At 42.1% G+C, this 15,414-nt stretch carries 13 protein-coding genes; all 13 read left to right on the top strand.

Annotated elements, in window-relative coordinates; all coding sequences use genetic code 11:
- Positions 1-181: 181 nt before the first annotated feature.
- The 13 genes from ABXZ32_RS09165 (at position 182) to ABXZ32_RS09225 (ending at position 15,409) form a co-directional block, all read left to right on the top strand.
- Positions 182-2,416, top strand: coding sequence for an APC family permease (locus ABXZ32_RS09165; protein WP_354618376.1), 2,235 nt, complete (start codon positions 182-184; stop codon positions 2,414-2,416).
- A 51-nt stretch (positions 2,417-2,467) separates the two neighbouring features.
- Positions 2,468-3,640 (top strand): MFS transporter, encoded by a 1,173-nt coding sequence (locus ABXZ32_RS09170; RefSeq protein ID WP_354618377.1) that lies wholly within the window; start codon positions 2,468-2,470, stop codon positions 3,638-3,640.
- A 136-nt stretch (positions 3,641-3,776) separates the two neighbouring features.
- Positions 3,777-4,220 carry a hypothetical protein gene (locus ABXZ32_RS09175; protein WP_354618378.1) on the top strand — a complete coding sequence of 148 codons (444 nt, stop codon included), beginning with the start codon at positions 3,777-3,779 and terminating at the stop codon, positions 4,218-4,220.
- A 4-nt stretch (positions 4,221-4,224) separates the two neighbouring features.
- Positions 4,225-4,782 carry a crossover junction endodeoxyribonuclease RuvC gene (gene ruvC, locus ABXZ32_RS09180; RefSeq protein WP_354618379.1) on the top strand — a complete coding sequence of 186 codons (558 nt, stop codon included), beginning with the start codon at positions 4,225-4,227 and terminating at the stop codon, positions 4,780-4,782.
- A 116-nt stretch (positions 4,783-4,898) separates the two neighbouring features.
- Positions 4,899-6,035, top strand: coding sequence for a radical SAM family heme chaperone HemW (gene hemW / locus ABXZ32_RS09185; RefSeq protein ID WP_354618380.1), 1,137 nt, complete (start codon positions 4,899-4,901; stop codon positions 6,033-6,035).
- A gap of 12 nt (positions 6,036-6,047) precedes the next feature.
- Positions 6,048-6,806, top strand: a complete 759-nt coding sequence (locus tag ABXZ32_RS09190) for a cyclase family protein (RefSeq protein WP_354618381.1) — start codon at positions 6,048-6,050, stop codon at positions 6,804-6,806.
- A gap of 67 nt (positions 6,807-6,873) precedes the next feature.
- Positions 6,874-7,506 (top strand): DUF4230 domain-containing protein, encoded by a 633-nt coding sequence (locus ABXZ32_RS09195; RefSeq protein WP_354618382.1) that lies wholly within the window; start codon positions 6,874-6,876, stop codon positions 7,504-7,506.
- Position 7,507: 1 nt separating this feature from the next.
- Complete coding sequence (locus ABXZ32_RS09200) at positions 7,508-7,909, top strand: Dabb family protein (RefSeq protein ID WP_354618383.1); 402 nt, start codon at positions 7,508-7,510, stop codon at positions 7,907-7,909.
- Positions 7,910-7,960: 51 nt separating this feature from the next.
- Positions 7,961-8,320: an MmcQ/YjbR family DNA-binding protein gene (locus ABXZ32_RS09205; RefSeq protein WP_354618495.1), complete on the top strand. Its 360-nt coding sequence runs from the start codon at positions 7,961-7,963 to the stop codon at positions 8,318-8,320.
- A 58-nt stretch (positions 8,321-8,378) separates the two neighbouring features.
- The gene (locus tag ABXZ32_RS09210) at positions 8,379-10,151 is read left to right on the top strand and encodes a MutS-related protein (protein WP_354618384.1); all 1,773 of its coding nucleotides are present in this window, start codon (positions 8,379-8,381) and stop codon (positions 10,149-10,151) included.
- Positions 10,152-10,515: 364 nt separating this feature from the next.
- Positions 10,516-10,836, top strand: coding sequence for an Hpt domain-containing protein (locus tag ABXZ32_RS09215; RefSeq protein WP_354618385.1), 321 nt, complete (start codon positions 10,516-10,518; stop codon positions 10,834-10,836).
- Between the two features lie 299 nt (positions 10,837-11,135).
- The gene (gene dinB, locus ABXZ32_RS09220; RefSeq protein WP_354618386.1) at positions 11,136-12,350 is read left to right on the top strand and encodes a DNA polymerase IV; all 1,215 of its coding nucleotides are present in this window, start codon (positions 11,136-11,138) and stop codon (positions 12,348-12,350) included.
- A gap of 59 nt (positions 12,351-12,409) precedes the next feature.
- Positions 12,410-15,409 carry a DNA polymerase III subunit alpha gene (locus tag ABXZ32_RS09225; RefSeq protein WP_354618387.1) on the top strand — a complete coding sequence of 1,000 codons (3,000 nt, stop codon included), beginning with the start codon at positions 12,410-12,412 and terminating at the stop codon, positions 15,407-15,409.
- Positions 15,410-15,414: the final 5 nt, after the last annotated feature.

The raw sequence follows: 15,414 nt of genomic DNA on the forward strand, positions 1-15,414 counted from the left end.
TTCTGAAAGATTATTAAATCTGTGATGCGAGGGAGAAGAAGTCTTAAAATATCACTCCCGCTGTTTTTGTAGTTGGGCAAATTTCTTAGAGCTGTGATAGTAGATAATAATACTACAATCCACTTAAATGTTCTGATTATTATGTAACTTATTTCATATAAGCGACTTAATATATGGGATCATGAGTAAAACACTTGCCTCAGCTAAAGCCAATTTTGGTACACTCCCGGTATTTTTAACAGCAATCTCTACTATTTTGGGAGCAGTGATGTTCTTGAGATTTGGCTTTGCGGTGGGCTCTGTCGGTTTCGCGGGCACTTTAATGATCATCCTTATTGGTCATATGGTAACCATCCCCACTGCCATGGCCCTGGCAGAGATCGCCACAAATCAAAAAGTGGAAGGGGGAGGTGAATATTTTATCATTTCTCGATCTTTTGGAGTGAATATTGGTGCTGCTATAGGAATTGCCCTCTATTTATCACAGGCCATAAGCGTTGCATTTTATGTCATTGCCTTCGCCGAGGCCTTTGAGGCCATTAAACCATGGGTGATTAGCGAGTTTGGTTATGAGCTCTATGATAATAGATTGTTTAGTATCCCCGCATTGCTGGTGCTGATTTGGCTTATGGTGACCAAAGGCGCCACTTTGGGGATGAAGGCGCTATATGTGGTCGTCGCAATCCTCGCTGTTTCCCTGATTCTATTTTTTATGGGTTCCACCACATATTCTGATGTTTTTGATAGCTCATTGATCTTTAAAGGGGTCACTTCCGATAAAAGTTTCTTCTATGTATTTGCCATTATATTTCCCGCATTTACGGGAATGACCGCAGGGGTTGGGCTATCTGGGGATTTGCGCGATCCTAAAAAATCCATTCCCTTGGGAACCCTGGCCGCTACTATTATTGGGATGGTGATTTATGTTTTTATCGCTTATAAACTAGCTAGCTCGGCAAGTCCGGCAGATCTTGTAAACGATCAATTGGTCATGGGTCAAATAGCCCTTTGGGGGCCTATAATTCCCATTGGTCTTGCGGCAGCTACCATCTCCTCGGCCCTAGGCTCTTTTATGGTGGCCCCTAGGACCTTGCAGGCCATAGGAGGAGATAAGGTTTTCCATAACAGGTATGTTAACTTTTGGGTATCCAAAGGAGTCAAGAAAACTAACGAGCCTAGAAATGCCACAATCCTTACCAGTGGGATCGCCTTAATATTTGTTTTAATGGGAGATGTGAATGCCGTGGCAGAGATTATATCAATGTTTTTTATGGTGACCTATGGGTCGCTCTGCCTGATTTCCTTTATGCAGCATTTTGCAGCTGATCCATCCTATAGGCCATCGTTTAAATCAAAATGGTACCTATCTCTTTTAGGGGCTATCATGTGTGTATATTTGATGTTCAAGATCAATACACCTTATGCCTTTGCGGCCATACTTTTAATGGTGGCGCTATATTTTTACATTTCCTTAAAGAGTGATACCGAAAAGGGCATGGCCAGTATTTTTCAAGGAGTCATCCATCAGTTCAGTAGAACAATTCAAGTCTTCCTTCAGAAATCTGAAAAGGTCAAGGAAGAAGAAGATTGGCGCCCCGCGGTCCTATGTCTGTCCAAGGACAGTTTTGAAAGGTATAGCGCCCTTGAAATGATGAAATGGATATCGCATCGGTATGGGTTTGGTACCTACATCCATTTTGAAAAGGCCTATTTTTCCAAAGAGTCCAAAATGAAGGCTGAGGAAAAGTTGAAAAAACTCATCACCATAGCTTCCAACAGTAAATCCAACGTTTATTTGGAAACGTTGATATCCCCTTCCAATACCGGGGCAATTATACAGGCAATACAGCAACCAGGAATTTCTGGGCAGCCAAATAATATGATGCTCTTTGAGTATAAAAAAGGAGAAATTGATTGGCTTTCCGTTATCGTGGATAATTACAGTGTCCTTAAAACGGCCAAATATGACCTTTGCATATTGGCGAGTTCGGATAAGGGATTTGGATACAAAAAGGATATTCATGTTTGGATCAGGCAAGCCGATTACGAGAATGCAAATCTTATGATATTGCTGTCCTATATTATTTTGGGCCATCCAGATTGGAAAAAGGGGGAGATAAAAATATTTGCCACTTTTCCAAAAGAGAAACTAAAGGAAGAAGAAGAACATCTTATTCAGCTCACATCTAGTGGTCGATTGCCCATATCAGCTAAAAACATTCGGGTCATAGCTATGGAGGAAGGTGTAAATATAAAGCAATTGGTAAATGATATTTCTATGGATGCGGATTTAACCCTCATAGGCTTCCACGAGGGAATGATAAAATCTGACCAAGGGATTGAAATGTTTGAAGGCTATGATAAGGTTGGGAATATTCTATTCGTAAATACCTTGACCTCAAAATTCATTGTCTAGCGCTTATTTATTTTCAATTGGATCCCAAAAGAACGTTTTTTTCAAATATACTTGGCGATATTTGCATTTTTTGTGACAGGCATGGATGTAAAGGGCAAACAGCGGATTACCTTGAGTATTTATTTTTTTCTTTCGGGCTTCTGCTTTGCAACTTGGGCATCCCGAATCCCAACAATTAAAACGAATTTTGATTTTAATGAGGCGGAATTGGGCAGCCTTTTATTGGCCATGCCCATAAGCTCTTTAGTAGGTCTTCCCATTTCCGGATGGTTGGTATCCCGATTTGACAGTAGGATTCCTTTGTTGGTCTCTTTCTTCTTTTTTAGTCTTGGACTTACCGCGATTGGGTTGGCTAAAACGCCGTTTATGTTAGTAGCTGCGATATGTTTGTTTTCCTTTAGTATGCGCATCCTGAATATCGCTATGAATACCCAGGCTATTACCTTACAAAAGCTGTTCAATAGAAAAATTAACGGTAGTTTCCATGGTATTTGGAGTACAGGGGGAATAGCTGGCGTAGGCTTCTCTTCTCTTTTGGTGAAACTACAGGTTTCCATGGCGGTCCATTTAATGGCGGTATCCCTGGTAGTCTTGTTGGTGGCCATCATGGCCTTTAAGTTGTTATTGCGAAACGATAGATCCCCATATGGCAATAAATTGATCATAGGGAAACCCGACCCGTTTATTCTTAATTTGGGTATTCTTATCTTTTTCGCGGCACTATGCGAAGGCGGTATGTACGATTGGAGCGGGGTCTATTTCAAAGAAGTCATTCAAGTAGAAGTATTCACCTTGGGGTACTTGGTATTTATGATTTTTATGGCACTTTCCAGATTTTTTTCAGATTTTATCATAGATCGTATAGGGGTAGAGAAAACCTATTTGCTCAGTGCCTTAATGATTGTTTTCGGAGTTTTGGTAATTATAGTGTTTCCTTTCTTCTGGCCCGCCATGATAGGGTTCTGTATCGTAGGCTTTGGGGCTGCGTCCATTTTTCCAATGACCATGACCTTAGCGGGAACCTCAAAGAAATATTCTGCAGGGATGGTGATTTCAATCATTGGGACGTATGGGATATTGGGAATGTTCATAGGTCCTCCACTAATCGGGTACTTGGCCCATGCCTTTGATCTAAGGATATCATTTATCTTGTTTATTTTTGCAGGCTTGATGCTTATCCCAGTCTCCCAATTGCTTTTTCGGTACCAAAAAAATCAAGAATAAAGGGGTGTAGAATAGGGTAGGTGTCCGTTAAGGCGGATAGGTGAAGGATTATGCCTTCCACTTGCCTAAAAAATTGTAATTTTCCACAAAGAATTTGATATACATGCGTAAGTATGGAATTTTATGTCTTCTGTGTATGTTAACCGCTTGCGACTGGTTTCCTTCCAAGGAGGTCAGAACCCAAAGGCTGGTGGATCAGGAAATGCAGACCATTGATTGGAATGGGGTGGACCAGTACCCACTTTTTGAAAATTGTGATGAGGTAGCAAGCATCACAACTCAGAAACAGTGTTTTGAAGCCACTTTGCTGGGACATTTTTCCGCAACCTTGAATGAATTCGAGTACGAGTTAGAGGGTGATGTACACGATACCGTTCATGTAGATTTTAAGATTGATAAAATGGGGGCTATTTCATTGTTGCATATGGATAAGAATGCCAGGGTGGAAGATCAAATCCCAGAATTTGAAATAATCATCACAAGAAGTTTGATGACCCTGCCGCCTGTTGCCCCGGCATTAAAAAGAGGTATTCCTGTAAGCACTAAATTTAGGATACCCATTGTATTGAACACAAAATAAAATTTTGGCGAACGAGAAAATTATATTGGGAATAGACCCGGGGACCACCATTATGGGTTTTGGCCTGATCAAGGTGGTGAACAAGAAAATGGAGTTCTTACAGATGAACGAACTGTTGCTCCAGAAGTATGACGACCCGTACATCAAACTAAAACTAATTTTTGAACGCACTATAGAACTCATCGATACGTACCACCCCGATGAAATTGCCATTGAGGCTCCCTTTTTTGGTAAAAACGTACAATCCATGCTCAAATTGGGAAGGGCCCAAGGGGTAGCTATGGCGGCTGGACTTTCCAGACAAATTCCCATTACAGAATACCTCCCTAAAAAAATTAAAATGGCGATCACCGGAAACGGGAACGCCAGTAAGGAGCAAGTTGCCCGAATGCTGCAAAGTACCCTGGGCTTGAAATCCCTCCCTAAAAATTTAGATAGTACGGACGGCCTAGCTGCTGCTGTATGCCATTTCTATAATGAGGGAAGGATAGAGATCGGAAAAAGTTATACAGGTTGGGATGCTTTTGTAAAACAGAATGCCAATAAGGTCAAGAAACAGTAAATCAATAAAAAATAATCAATTAATAATAAAAAAGCTTTAAACCACCAGAATCGGTAGTAAATAATAATAGTGATTTTTGCTAATTGCTAATTGCTAATTGCTAATTGCTAAATGAAATGAGCGGAATATATATCCATATCCCTTTTTGTAAACAAGCATGCCATTATTGCGATTTCCATTTTTCTACGAGTTTGGGAAAAAAGGAAGCCATGATCAAGGCCTTGCAGAAAGAACTGGAGCTTCGTAAGGACGAGTTTAAAGGAGAAACAGTAGGGACTATTTATTTTGGTGGAGGCACCCCATCCGTCTTAAATACTGCTGAGATCAATGCCATCATACAAACAGTATATGACCATTATAACATCATTGAAAACCCGGAGATTACCCTGGAAGCCAACCCGGATGACCTCGACAGTTCAAAAATAAAAGAACTGGCAGATTCCCCTATCAATAGGCTGAGTATTGGGATCCAATCTTTTTTTGAGGCCGATTTAAAGTTGATGAATAGGGCGCATAATGCCGCTGAGGCGGAGGATTGTGTTAGGGAAGCTTCAAAATATTTCGATAATATTTCCATAGATCTCATTTATGGAGTTCCCGAAATGTCCAGCGAGCGATGGCTAGAGAACATTAAAAAGGCATTATCGTTCAACATACCCCATATCTCAAGTTATGCCCTGACGGTAGAGCCCAAAACGGCCCTGAAAAAGTTTATTGAGCAAGGGGTTGTGCCACCAATAGATGATGAGTTGGCACAGGAACATTATACCATCTTGACCGATACCCTTGCCAATGCCGGCTTTGATAATTATGAGATCTCAAATTTTGGGAAGCCTGGGTACTATTCCAAAAACAATACGGCATATTGGCAAGGTAAAAAATACATGGGTATTGGTCCGTCTGCACACTCCTTTGATGGGCAACGCCGGGGATGGAATATTGCCAACAATCCAAAATATATAAAATCGATAAAAGAGGAGGTGCTGCCCATGGAGGTGGAAGTTTTGAGCACAACCGATAATTATAATGAATATGTAATGACAGGCCTGCGTACCATTTGGGGGGTATCCTTGAATCGTATCAAAACCGAATTTGGAGAGGGTTACCATGATTATATCCTCCAACAAGCGGAAAAGCACATACAGGAAAAGTTATTGTTCCTGGAAGGGGATACCCTCTTGGTGTCCAAAAAAGGCAAGTTTTTGAGCGATGGAATTGCCAGTGACCTGTTTCTTATTAATTTAGAACAATAAAAATAGAAACACTTGACAGCCAAAATCACATACAACACCAAAAATTACAATATTGATCTTTTAAATCCATTGGATATTTCCATACCCATCCGTGGCAATGCCTCAAATGTAAATGCATGGTATGTAGGGCCGCCAAAAATTGTTCCACATACCGAAGGTGATTTCATTGGAAAGATTACGGAAGGCGCCTCGACCAATTTCAATGACATTTCCTTTAATCCCCACGCACACGGAACACATACCGAGTGTGTAGGGCATATTACGGAAGAGTTTCATTCCGTCAACAAGAGTTTCAATCAATTTTTCTTTATGGCGGAAGTGATCACCATTGCACCAGAAAAGCATAAAGGGGATTTTATTATTTCCAAGAAACAACTGAAGTATGCCCTAGGGAATAAAAAGAGGCAGGCAGTCATAATCAGGACCCTGCCAAATTTATCGGATAAGATTTCCAGGCAATATTCCAATACCAATCCGCCCTACTTACAGGAAGAGGCAGCCGAATTTCTTGTGGAAAGCGGGGTGGAGCATTTACTTGTAGATCTGCCATCCGTGGATAAGGAAAAGGATAATGGGGAACTCTTGGCACACAAGGCTTTTTGGAATGTTAAGGGTGCAATAAGGCATAAGGCTACGATCACAGAATTTATTTTTGTAGCGAATACGATACAGGATGGGAAATATTTTCTGAACTTACAGGTAGCACCATTTGAAAACGATGCCAGTCCCAGTAGACCAGTGCTCTACAAAATATTGGACAAGGAAGGGTGATGAAAAGATTAGTGGTCTGCTAATATATACCAAGGTATTAATCCGATAGGGAGTAACGATAGCATATATGGACGATGTATTAGAAATATTTCTTGGTCTAGTTTTGGGAACCATAGCAACCTATTGGGTGTTTTCCTATTTCCGGAAGAAGAGTAGAAAAGATCTTACGGAGCATCAATCCATTGTGCTTTTGGACAAGATCAAAAGTGTATGTAGACTGGTTTCCGTAGAAGGGGAATTTGCCGAAATCTATAGGTATGAGAATACGAAAGGTGGCTTCAAAAGCCTATGGAGCGGTAAAAAGAAAGCCTTGATCGTAATAAATGCAAAAGCCCATATTGGGTATGATCTTAAAAAGGTAAAGATGCATGCGGACACGCAAAAGAAAAAGATAATATTGATCAATTTTCCGCAACCTGAAATATTGTCCATTGAGCCCGATCTTCAATTTTATGATATTAAAAATGGACTGTTCAATTCCTTTTCTCCAGATGACCTGACCACTTTGAACAAAGAGGCGAAAAAACATATCAGGGAGAAAATCCCAGAAAGTGGATTAATGGATTCTGCGAGAAAGGAAGCATTGGAGGCCGTTCTCTTGATCGAGAAAATCGTGGAGACCATTGGCTGGTCTTTGGATTATTCCGCTTTGCAGATGAGCGATAGGGAAAAACAGATAATAGAAAGTAAAGAAAAGTAATATGCGAAAAATAATGTTGTTGTTGGGCTTTGTATTGGTCAGTATGGTAAGTAAGGCCCAGGAAAATGGAATTGGACAGGATTTTGATCCCAACTATGTGCACACTGTTTTCTTTTGGATGAAAGACCCTGCAAATGAGGTTGCCAATAATAAGTTTGAGGTTTCCCTCAGAAAATTTTTGGACAGCTCCAAGTATGCCAAGACCCAATTCATTGGTAGGCCACCCAAGGCGACCCGAGATGTAGTTGATGATTCTTTTACTTATTCCTTGGTCCTGAGTTTTGAATCGGCAGAAGCCCAGGAAAACTATCAAAAGGAGGCTGCCCATTTAGTTTTTATAGAGGAATCCCAAGAACTTTGGGACAAGGTGGTTGTTTATGATGCCATGGGAATCCACGAATAATTGTCTAGAGTATTAATTCATCCGGTCAGTCAGGCCACTTATTTAAAGGATATGGATATTGAAGCGTTTAGAGCCTATTGCATTGCCAAAAAAGGGGTGACCGAAGAATTCCCTTTTGATGCGGATACCTTGGTGTTCAAAGTTATGGGCAAGATGTTTGCATTGGCTCCCCTTGAAAGGCTCCCTTCCCAAGTTAACTTAAAGTGCGATCCTGAAAGGGCCATTGAACTTAGGGAGATTCATGATGGTGTCATCATGCCCGGGTACCACATGAGTAAAACCCATTGGAATACCATTTATATTGAAAATTATTTACCTGCTTCCCTGATCATGGAGATGATAGATGATTCGTATGATCTTGTGGTTGTAGGTCTTACCAAAAAGTTAAAGGCAGAATTGGATGCTCTATAAGCATCCTAAATATGGGTATATTTGTCGCCTTAGAGAACAGTAAACTTCAAATCCCAGAATGGAAAACCTAATTGCCTTTTATAGGAATTTAATTTCAACACATACTTCAGAATTATCCCATATAAAGAAGCTGTTGTTGGCTTCAAGTATATTGCGATTGCTTGTATTCTTAGCAGCATTGACAGGGATATATTTCTTTTTGGGAAATAACAAAGTAATAATAGGAATAGTGCTTGGGACTATTGTCATATTTGTATACCTGGTCTCCCGTCATGCCGATTTGGCCAATAAAAAGGACAAGATTTTGGCCTTAATTAAGATCAACGAAACGGAGTTAAAGGTCTTAAATAGGGATTACAAAGAGTTGCCGGATGGAAGCAAGTTTGCGGACCCAATGCACCATTTCAGTCAGGATATCGATTTGTTCGGGAAAGGTTCTTTTTTTCAGTACACCAATAGGACTGCGTTGGAACAGGGATCCGAGAAATTGGCACAATTGTTCACTGAAAATAGTATTGATGGCATCGCAGAAAAGCAGGAGGGCATCAAAGAACTGGCACAGATGGCAGAATGGCGTCAACAATATGCAGCCGAAGCTTCTTTAGTGAAAACTGAAATTGCGGCAAAGACAATTAGCAGTTGGCTGACTGCCTATACTTTTTTTGTTCCCAAGGTGATGAAATATGTCCCAATGATATTTTCCGTGCTGTCAGTTTTGGTGGCGGTTCTCTATTTTATGGATATCGTGTCGGGATATATGTTGGCTGTTTGGTTTTTTACGGGCTTGGGGATTTCTGGGTCCTTTTTGGGTAAGATCAATACCTTAGCTGCACAAACAGGAAAGGTCCAAACCGTTTTTCAACAATATCAAAAGCTAATTTCAGAAATTGAGAAAACAGAGTTCACCTCAGAACTTTTAAGAAACAAAAAAGCCATGGTCGCCAGAGAGGATCGAAAAACTTCTTTGGTATTGAAGGATTTTGCACGGGTGCTAGGGGCTTTGGATCAGCGTAACAATATGTTTTTTGGGGTTGTTGGGAATGGATTTTTGTTGTGGGACCTGAACCAGGCATTTAAAATAGAGCAATGGATCAAGGCCTATGGGCAGGAAGTGGGCCAGTGGTTCGATACAATTGCATTTTTTGATGCCTATAACAGTTTGGGGAATTTTGCCTTTAACCATCCCAAGTATTCATTTCCTCAATTGACCGATGATGCTGTTGTTTTGAAAGCTGCTGATGCCGCACACCCATTATTGGATCCCAAAAAGAGCGTAACCAATGATTTTCTAATTGAAAAAGAGCAGTTTTTGATTATTACAGGGGCCAATATGGCAGGAAAGAGTACCTTCCTACGAACAGTTTCCCTGCAAATTGTAATGTCCAATATGGGATTGCCGGTCTGTGCCAGTAAGGCCACCTATTCGCCTATAAAATTGATTACCAGCATGAGGACCTCTGATTCATTGACCGATGATGAATCCTATTTTTTCTCGGAGTTAAAGCGACTCAAGTTTATTGTGGACCAAATCCAAACCGACCGTTACTTTATAGTTTTGGATGAAATATTAAAGGGGACCAATAGTACGGACAAGGCCATTGGCTCCAGAAAATTCGTTGAAAAACTAATAGGTTCCAAAGCAACTGGTATTATCGCTACACATGATTTAAGCCTATGCGAGGCATCCAATACCTTACCTCAAGTAGAAAACCACTATTTTGATGCCGAAATATTGGACGGGGAGCTTCATTTTGATTACAAGTTCAAAGAGGGAGTATGCCAGAATATGAACGCTTTCTTTCTATTGAAAAAAATGCAAATCGTAGATTGATCAAATAACCATTATACGTCTTGGCATCCCTGCTTTTTAGAGAAAGGAGATGATCTTTCTATTGAACTTTCCGCCCCTTTGTGTAACCGAAAGTATTTAATTGCCCTAACTCTTAGATTATTTTCTAACATTTATCTGTATATTAGAATATAATATACATCCGTAAGGGTATAAATCATTCCAATAGAAGAAATTACTTACATTTGTAGAGTTATCAATGTTATTAGGAACACTGCGCCAAACGGTTTGCCCTTATATTTTTTATATGGGACATTCTATAGATTGGCTTTGTCAAGTAGAGTTGAGGTTGAATTTTAGAGGAAATTCAGAGAAAAAGCCTTCCTTCTTGTGTTAAGAAATGAAAATGAAAGAAGTACCACATTTAAATTATATCAGGGAATTGTCTGGAGGAGATGAGGTGCTCGAGAAAAAGTTCATTGCGCTGATCAAGAATGAGTTCCCCATAGAAAAAGAAATTTACCTGGAAAACCTTGAGGATAAAAAGTACAAGGATACGAGGCAAATGGTGCAGAAATTAAAACCTAAACTTAACTTCTTGGGGCTGCAGGAAGGATATCGATTGGCCCTCCGTTACGAAGAAGACCTCCAATACGAGGACCCAAAACTACAAAAGGAGTTTTTAGAGATTCTGGAACGTATAGAATCATATATCAAAACTCTATAATACACCACCAAAACTGGTCCTTTAGGGAGTTTGTCCCTATAGTTTTATACCTCTCGCTTGAGGTAAGTCCATACGAAGCCCAAGACTTTTTATTGGACGCATCCAAATACACATACCTATTTTCCCACATCATCTGACCGGCTCACATTTTTAATAGCCCCTTTTCCAATACTTATTTTTGGTCATCTTGAAATTCAAGGAGATACTCGTAGTGGATAGCTTTTCAATGTTAATACTTTGGAAATATTCCATTAATTTGGAAATATTCCATAATTTAGCATACCCTTTTTTGGTATGCAATGGATAAGACAATACTTCATTTGGATTTGGACACGTTTTTCGTTTCCGTAGAACGACTGCAGGACAGTAGGTTAAAGCACCGTCCCTTACTGGTGGGAGGCACCAGTGACAGGGGGGTGGTGGCCGCGTGCAGTTATGAGACCAGAGGGTTTGGGGTACACTCTGGAATGCCCATGAAAATGGCCAAGCAGTTGTGTCCGGAGGCAGTGGTCATCAAGGGCAATGCAGGGACCTATAGCAAGCACTCGGATATGGTTACCGATATCATTAAAGAGCAGGTGCCCCTTTTTGAAAAATCGAGTATCGATGAGTTTTATGCAGACCTTACGGGAATGGATCGTTTTTTTGGCTGCTACCATTATGCCTCCGAACTTCGGAATAGGATCATCAAAGAAACGGGCCTCCCTATTTCCTTTGGATTATCGGGCAATAAGGTGGTTTCCAAAGTAGCTACCAATGAGGCGAAACCCAACAATCAATTAAAAATAGACCTGGGCTATGAAAAGCCTTTTCTGGCCCCTTTGTCCATTAAAAAAATACCCATGGTGGGTGATAAGACCTATCAGGTACTCCGGAACTTGGGATTGCGGCAGGTAAAGACCATCCAAGAAATGCCCATGGATATGATGCAACGGGTATTGGGTGCCAATGGGGGCGTTATTTGGAAACGGGCCAACGGGATAGACAATACCCCCGTGATCCCTTTTTCGGAACGGAAATCCATTTCTACTGAACGTACTTTTGACAAGGATACCATAGATGTCATCAAACTTCGGGGAATCCTTATTGCCATGACCGAGAACCTCGCCTTCCAATTGCGGAGGGGCGATAAATTAACGGCCTGCATTGCGGTTAAGATCCGCTACTCCGATTTTAACACCTATTCCAAACAACTGAAAATCCCCTTTACCAGTGCAGACCATATCCTGATCCCCAAAATTTTGGAACTATTCAATACCCTTTACAACAAAAGATTATTGGTGCGGCTCATCGGCATCAGGTTCAGTCATTTGGTACAGGGGAATTATCAGATCAATTTGTTCGACGATACCGAGGAGGCATTGAACCTATATGCCGCTTTGGATAAGATCAGGGAGCGTTTTGGGGACAAAAGTGTGCTTAGGGCCTCTGGGTTGGGGGCAAAGACCATTGGGAGGATGCAGAATCCATTTAACGGACAGCCGCCCATCATCCTGGCACACCGAAAGCAGTAAGAAGATCGTCTTACCCTTAGTCTTGAACATTGAAACCCCTGGATTGAAAAATAAAAATAATGTACATCAACTGCCATACCTACTACAGCATGCGTTTCGGAACCCTTTCCGAACTGGAACTCTTGCAATTGGCGCAAGAGAACCATGTGGGGCAGTTGGTGCTCACAGATATCAACAATACCTCGGCATGCCTTAATTTTGTGCGGAAGGCCCCTGATTATGGGGTGCGGCCCATTTTGGGAATCGATTTTAGAAATGGGGTGGACCAGTGTTTTGTAGGTATCGCCAAAAATAATGAAGGGTATCAGGAATTGAACACCTTTCTGTCCGACCACCTCCACCGTGAAAAAAAGTTTGCGCCAAGGGCTCCCTCCTTTGAAAATGCCTATGTGGTCTACCCGTTCGAAAAAGTACTGCTACATGAACAAAAGACTTTTTTGGAACATGAGTTCATAGGTATTTCTATCGCAGATCTAAGGCGATTGCCCTTTTCCAAAATCATAGAGTTAAAGGATAGGTTGGTGGTACAGCAGCCGGTTACGTTTCGGAACAAACGCGATTTCAATGCCCACCGATTGTTACGGGCTATTGATAAAAATGTACTGCTGAGCAAATTGCCACAGACCGAGGAGGCCCGACCAGAGGAAAAGATGTTTCCCATGCAAAACTTGGCAGCGGCTTTTTCCGAATACAGTTTTATCCTGGAAAACACGGAGCGGCTGCTGCGTTCCTGTAGTATCCATTTCGATTTTTCAGAAGGGCGAAAGCCCCAGAACCTGGAAACCTATTTGGGGGATACAGCTGCCGATGAGGCCCTGTTGGAACAATTGTGCAAGGAAGGCCTGCCCTATAGGTATGCAGAAGCCAATGAGGTGGTCTTGGGGCGCTTGCAGAAAGAACTGGGCCTGATCAAGAAAATGGGGTTTGTGTCCTACTTTCTTATCAATTGGGATATTGTTTCCCACGCCCGTAAACAAGGATTCTTTTATGTGGGGCGGGGCAGTGGTGCCAATAGTATTGTGGCCTACCTGCTTAGGATTACCGATGTGGATCCCATTGAGCTCGATCTTTATTTTGAGCGCTTTATCAACCTGTACCGGGTAAATCCGCCCGATTTTGATATCGACTTCTCTTGGAAGGACCGGGAAGCCATGACCCAATATATTTTTGGGCGCTTTCCCCATGTATCCCTCTTGGGCACCTATGTCACTTTTCAGGTCAAGGGGGTGATCCGGGAATTGGGAAAGGTGTTCGGCCTTCCCAAAGAAGAGATAGACGTGCTCTGTGATGGGAAATACAATCCATCACAATTGGACGAGATGTCCCTTTTGGTCCTGAAATATGGGGAGCTGATCAAGGGTATGCCCAATTACCTGAGTATCCATGCCGGGGGGATTTTGATCACAGAAAGGCCCATTCATTATTTTTCCGCTACCCACCTCCCACCCAAGGGATATCCTACCACCCAGTTCGATATGGTAATTGCCGAGGATGTGGGACTTTTTAAATTCGATATCCTTTCTCAGCGAGGCTTGGCAAAAATGAAGGAGACCATGGAAATTTTGGCCTACAACCAACCCGAACAGGTAGAGACGTTCGATATTCACGATATCAAACGGTTCAAGACAGACCCTGTAGTGAACGCTTTGGTGAAAAGTGCCCAATGTATGGGCTGCTTTTATGTGGAGTCCCCTGCCATGCGCATGTTATTGAAAAAACTAGAGGTAGACACTTACTTGGGACTCGTCGCGGCAAGTTCCATCATTCGGCCCGGAGTATCCAAAAGTGGGATGATGCGCGAATATATCTTAAGGCACCGGGAAAAGGGCAGGGCACAGGAAAAGGCACACCCCGTGATGTTACAGATCATGCCGGAGACCTATGGCGTTATGGTCTACCAAGAAGATGTCATTAAAGTGGCACATTATTTTGCAGATTTGGACCTGGGAGAGGCAGACGTACTGAGGAGGGGCATGAGCGGGAAGTTCCGCTCCCGGGAGGAGTTCCAAAAGGTAAAGGACAAGTTTGTGGACAATTGCCGAAAAAAAGGGTATACCGATGCCCTGATCTTTGAAATATGGGACCAGGTGGCCAGCTTTGCAGGGTATGCCTTTGCCAAAGGGCATTCTGCTTCCTATGCCGTGGAAAGTTATCAGACGCTCTTTCTAAAGGCCTATTTTCCATTGGAATATATGGTTGCCGTACTCAATAATGGAGGTGGGTTCTACAGTCCCGAATTCTATATCCACGAGGCCCAGATGCTGGGGGCTACCATACACCCGCCCTGCATCAACAAAAGTGTTGCCGTAAATTGTATTTATGGGAAAGAGCTGTATTTGGGGTATATGTACCTCAGGGAATTGGAGGCCAGGGTCATGGAACGCCTTTTAAAGGAACGAAAGGCGAACGGTCCCTTTTTGTCCTTGGCCGACTTTGTGGACCGGGTGCCTATTTCCATAGAGCAATTGAGCATCCTGATCCGGATAGATGCATTTAGGTTTACCAGAGTGAACAAACATGAACTCTTGTGGGAAGCCCACTTGTCCCTCTCTAAAAACACAAAACTGGAACACCCCAAACTGTTTCCCGCCAAGCCGCAGCATTTTACCATCCCCAAACTGCATACCACCGATCTGGAAATGGCCTTTACCCAATTGGAACTCTTGGGTTTTAGTCTCTGCAGTCCGTTCGATATCTTGGCCGAACCTCCCAAGAATACCAACGGTAAGCGCGATTTGGAGGCTTATTTGGATAAATACATAGATATCTACGGCTATTTGGTAACGGTGAAAAATACCAAGACCCACAAGGGTACCCGTATGAACTTTGCCACCTTGGTGGATCAATATGGAGAGGTGTTCGATACGGTGCTGTTCCCGCCCATAGCTGCCCAGTATCCATTCCGGGGAAGGGGAATCTATAGGTTTTATGGAAAGGTGGTGAGCGAATTTGGCTTTTTGAGCATAGAGGTCCTAAAAATGCAAAAACAGGATTACATCCAAGACCCACGGTATGCGGACATGAAAACCTCCAAAAAATTAGGTGCTCCAGCGAAATAAATTTT

Source organism: Sediminicola luteus (assembly GCF_040566555.1).
In the GTDB taxonomy this organism is placed as follows: Bacteria; Bacteroidota; Bacteroidia; order Flavobacteriales; family Flavobacteriaceae; genus Sediminicola.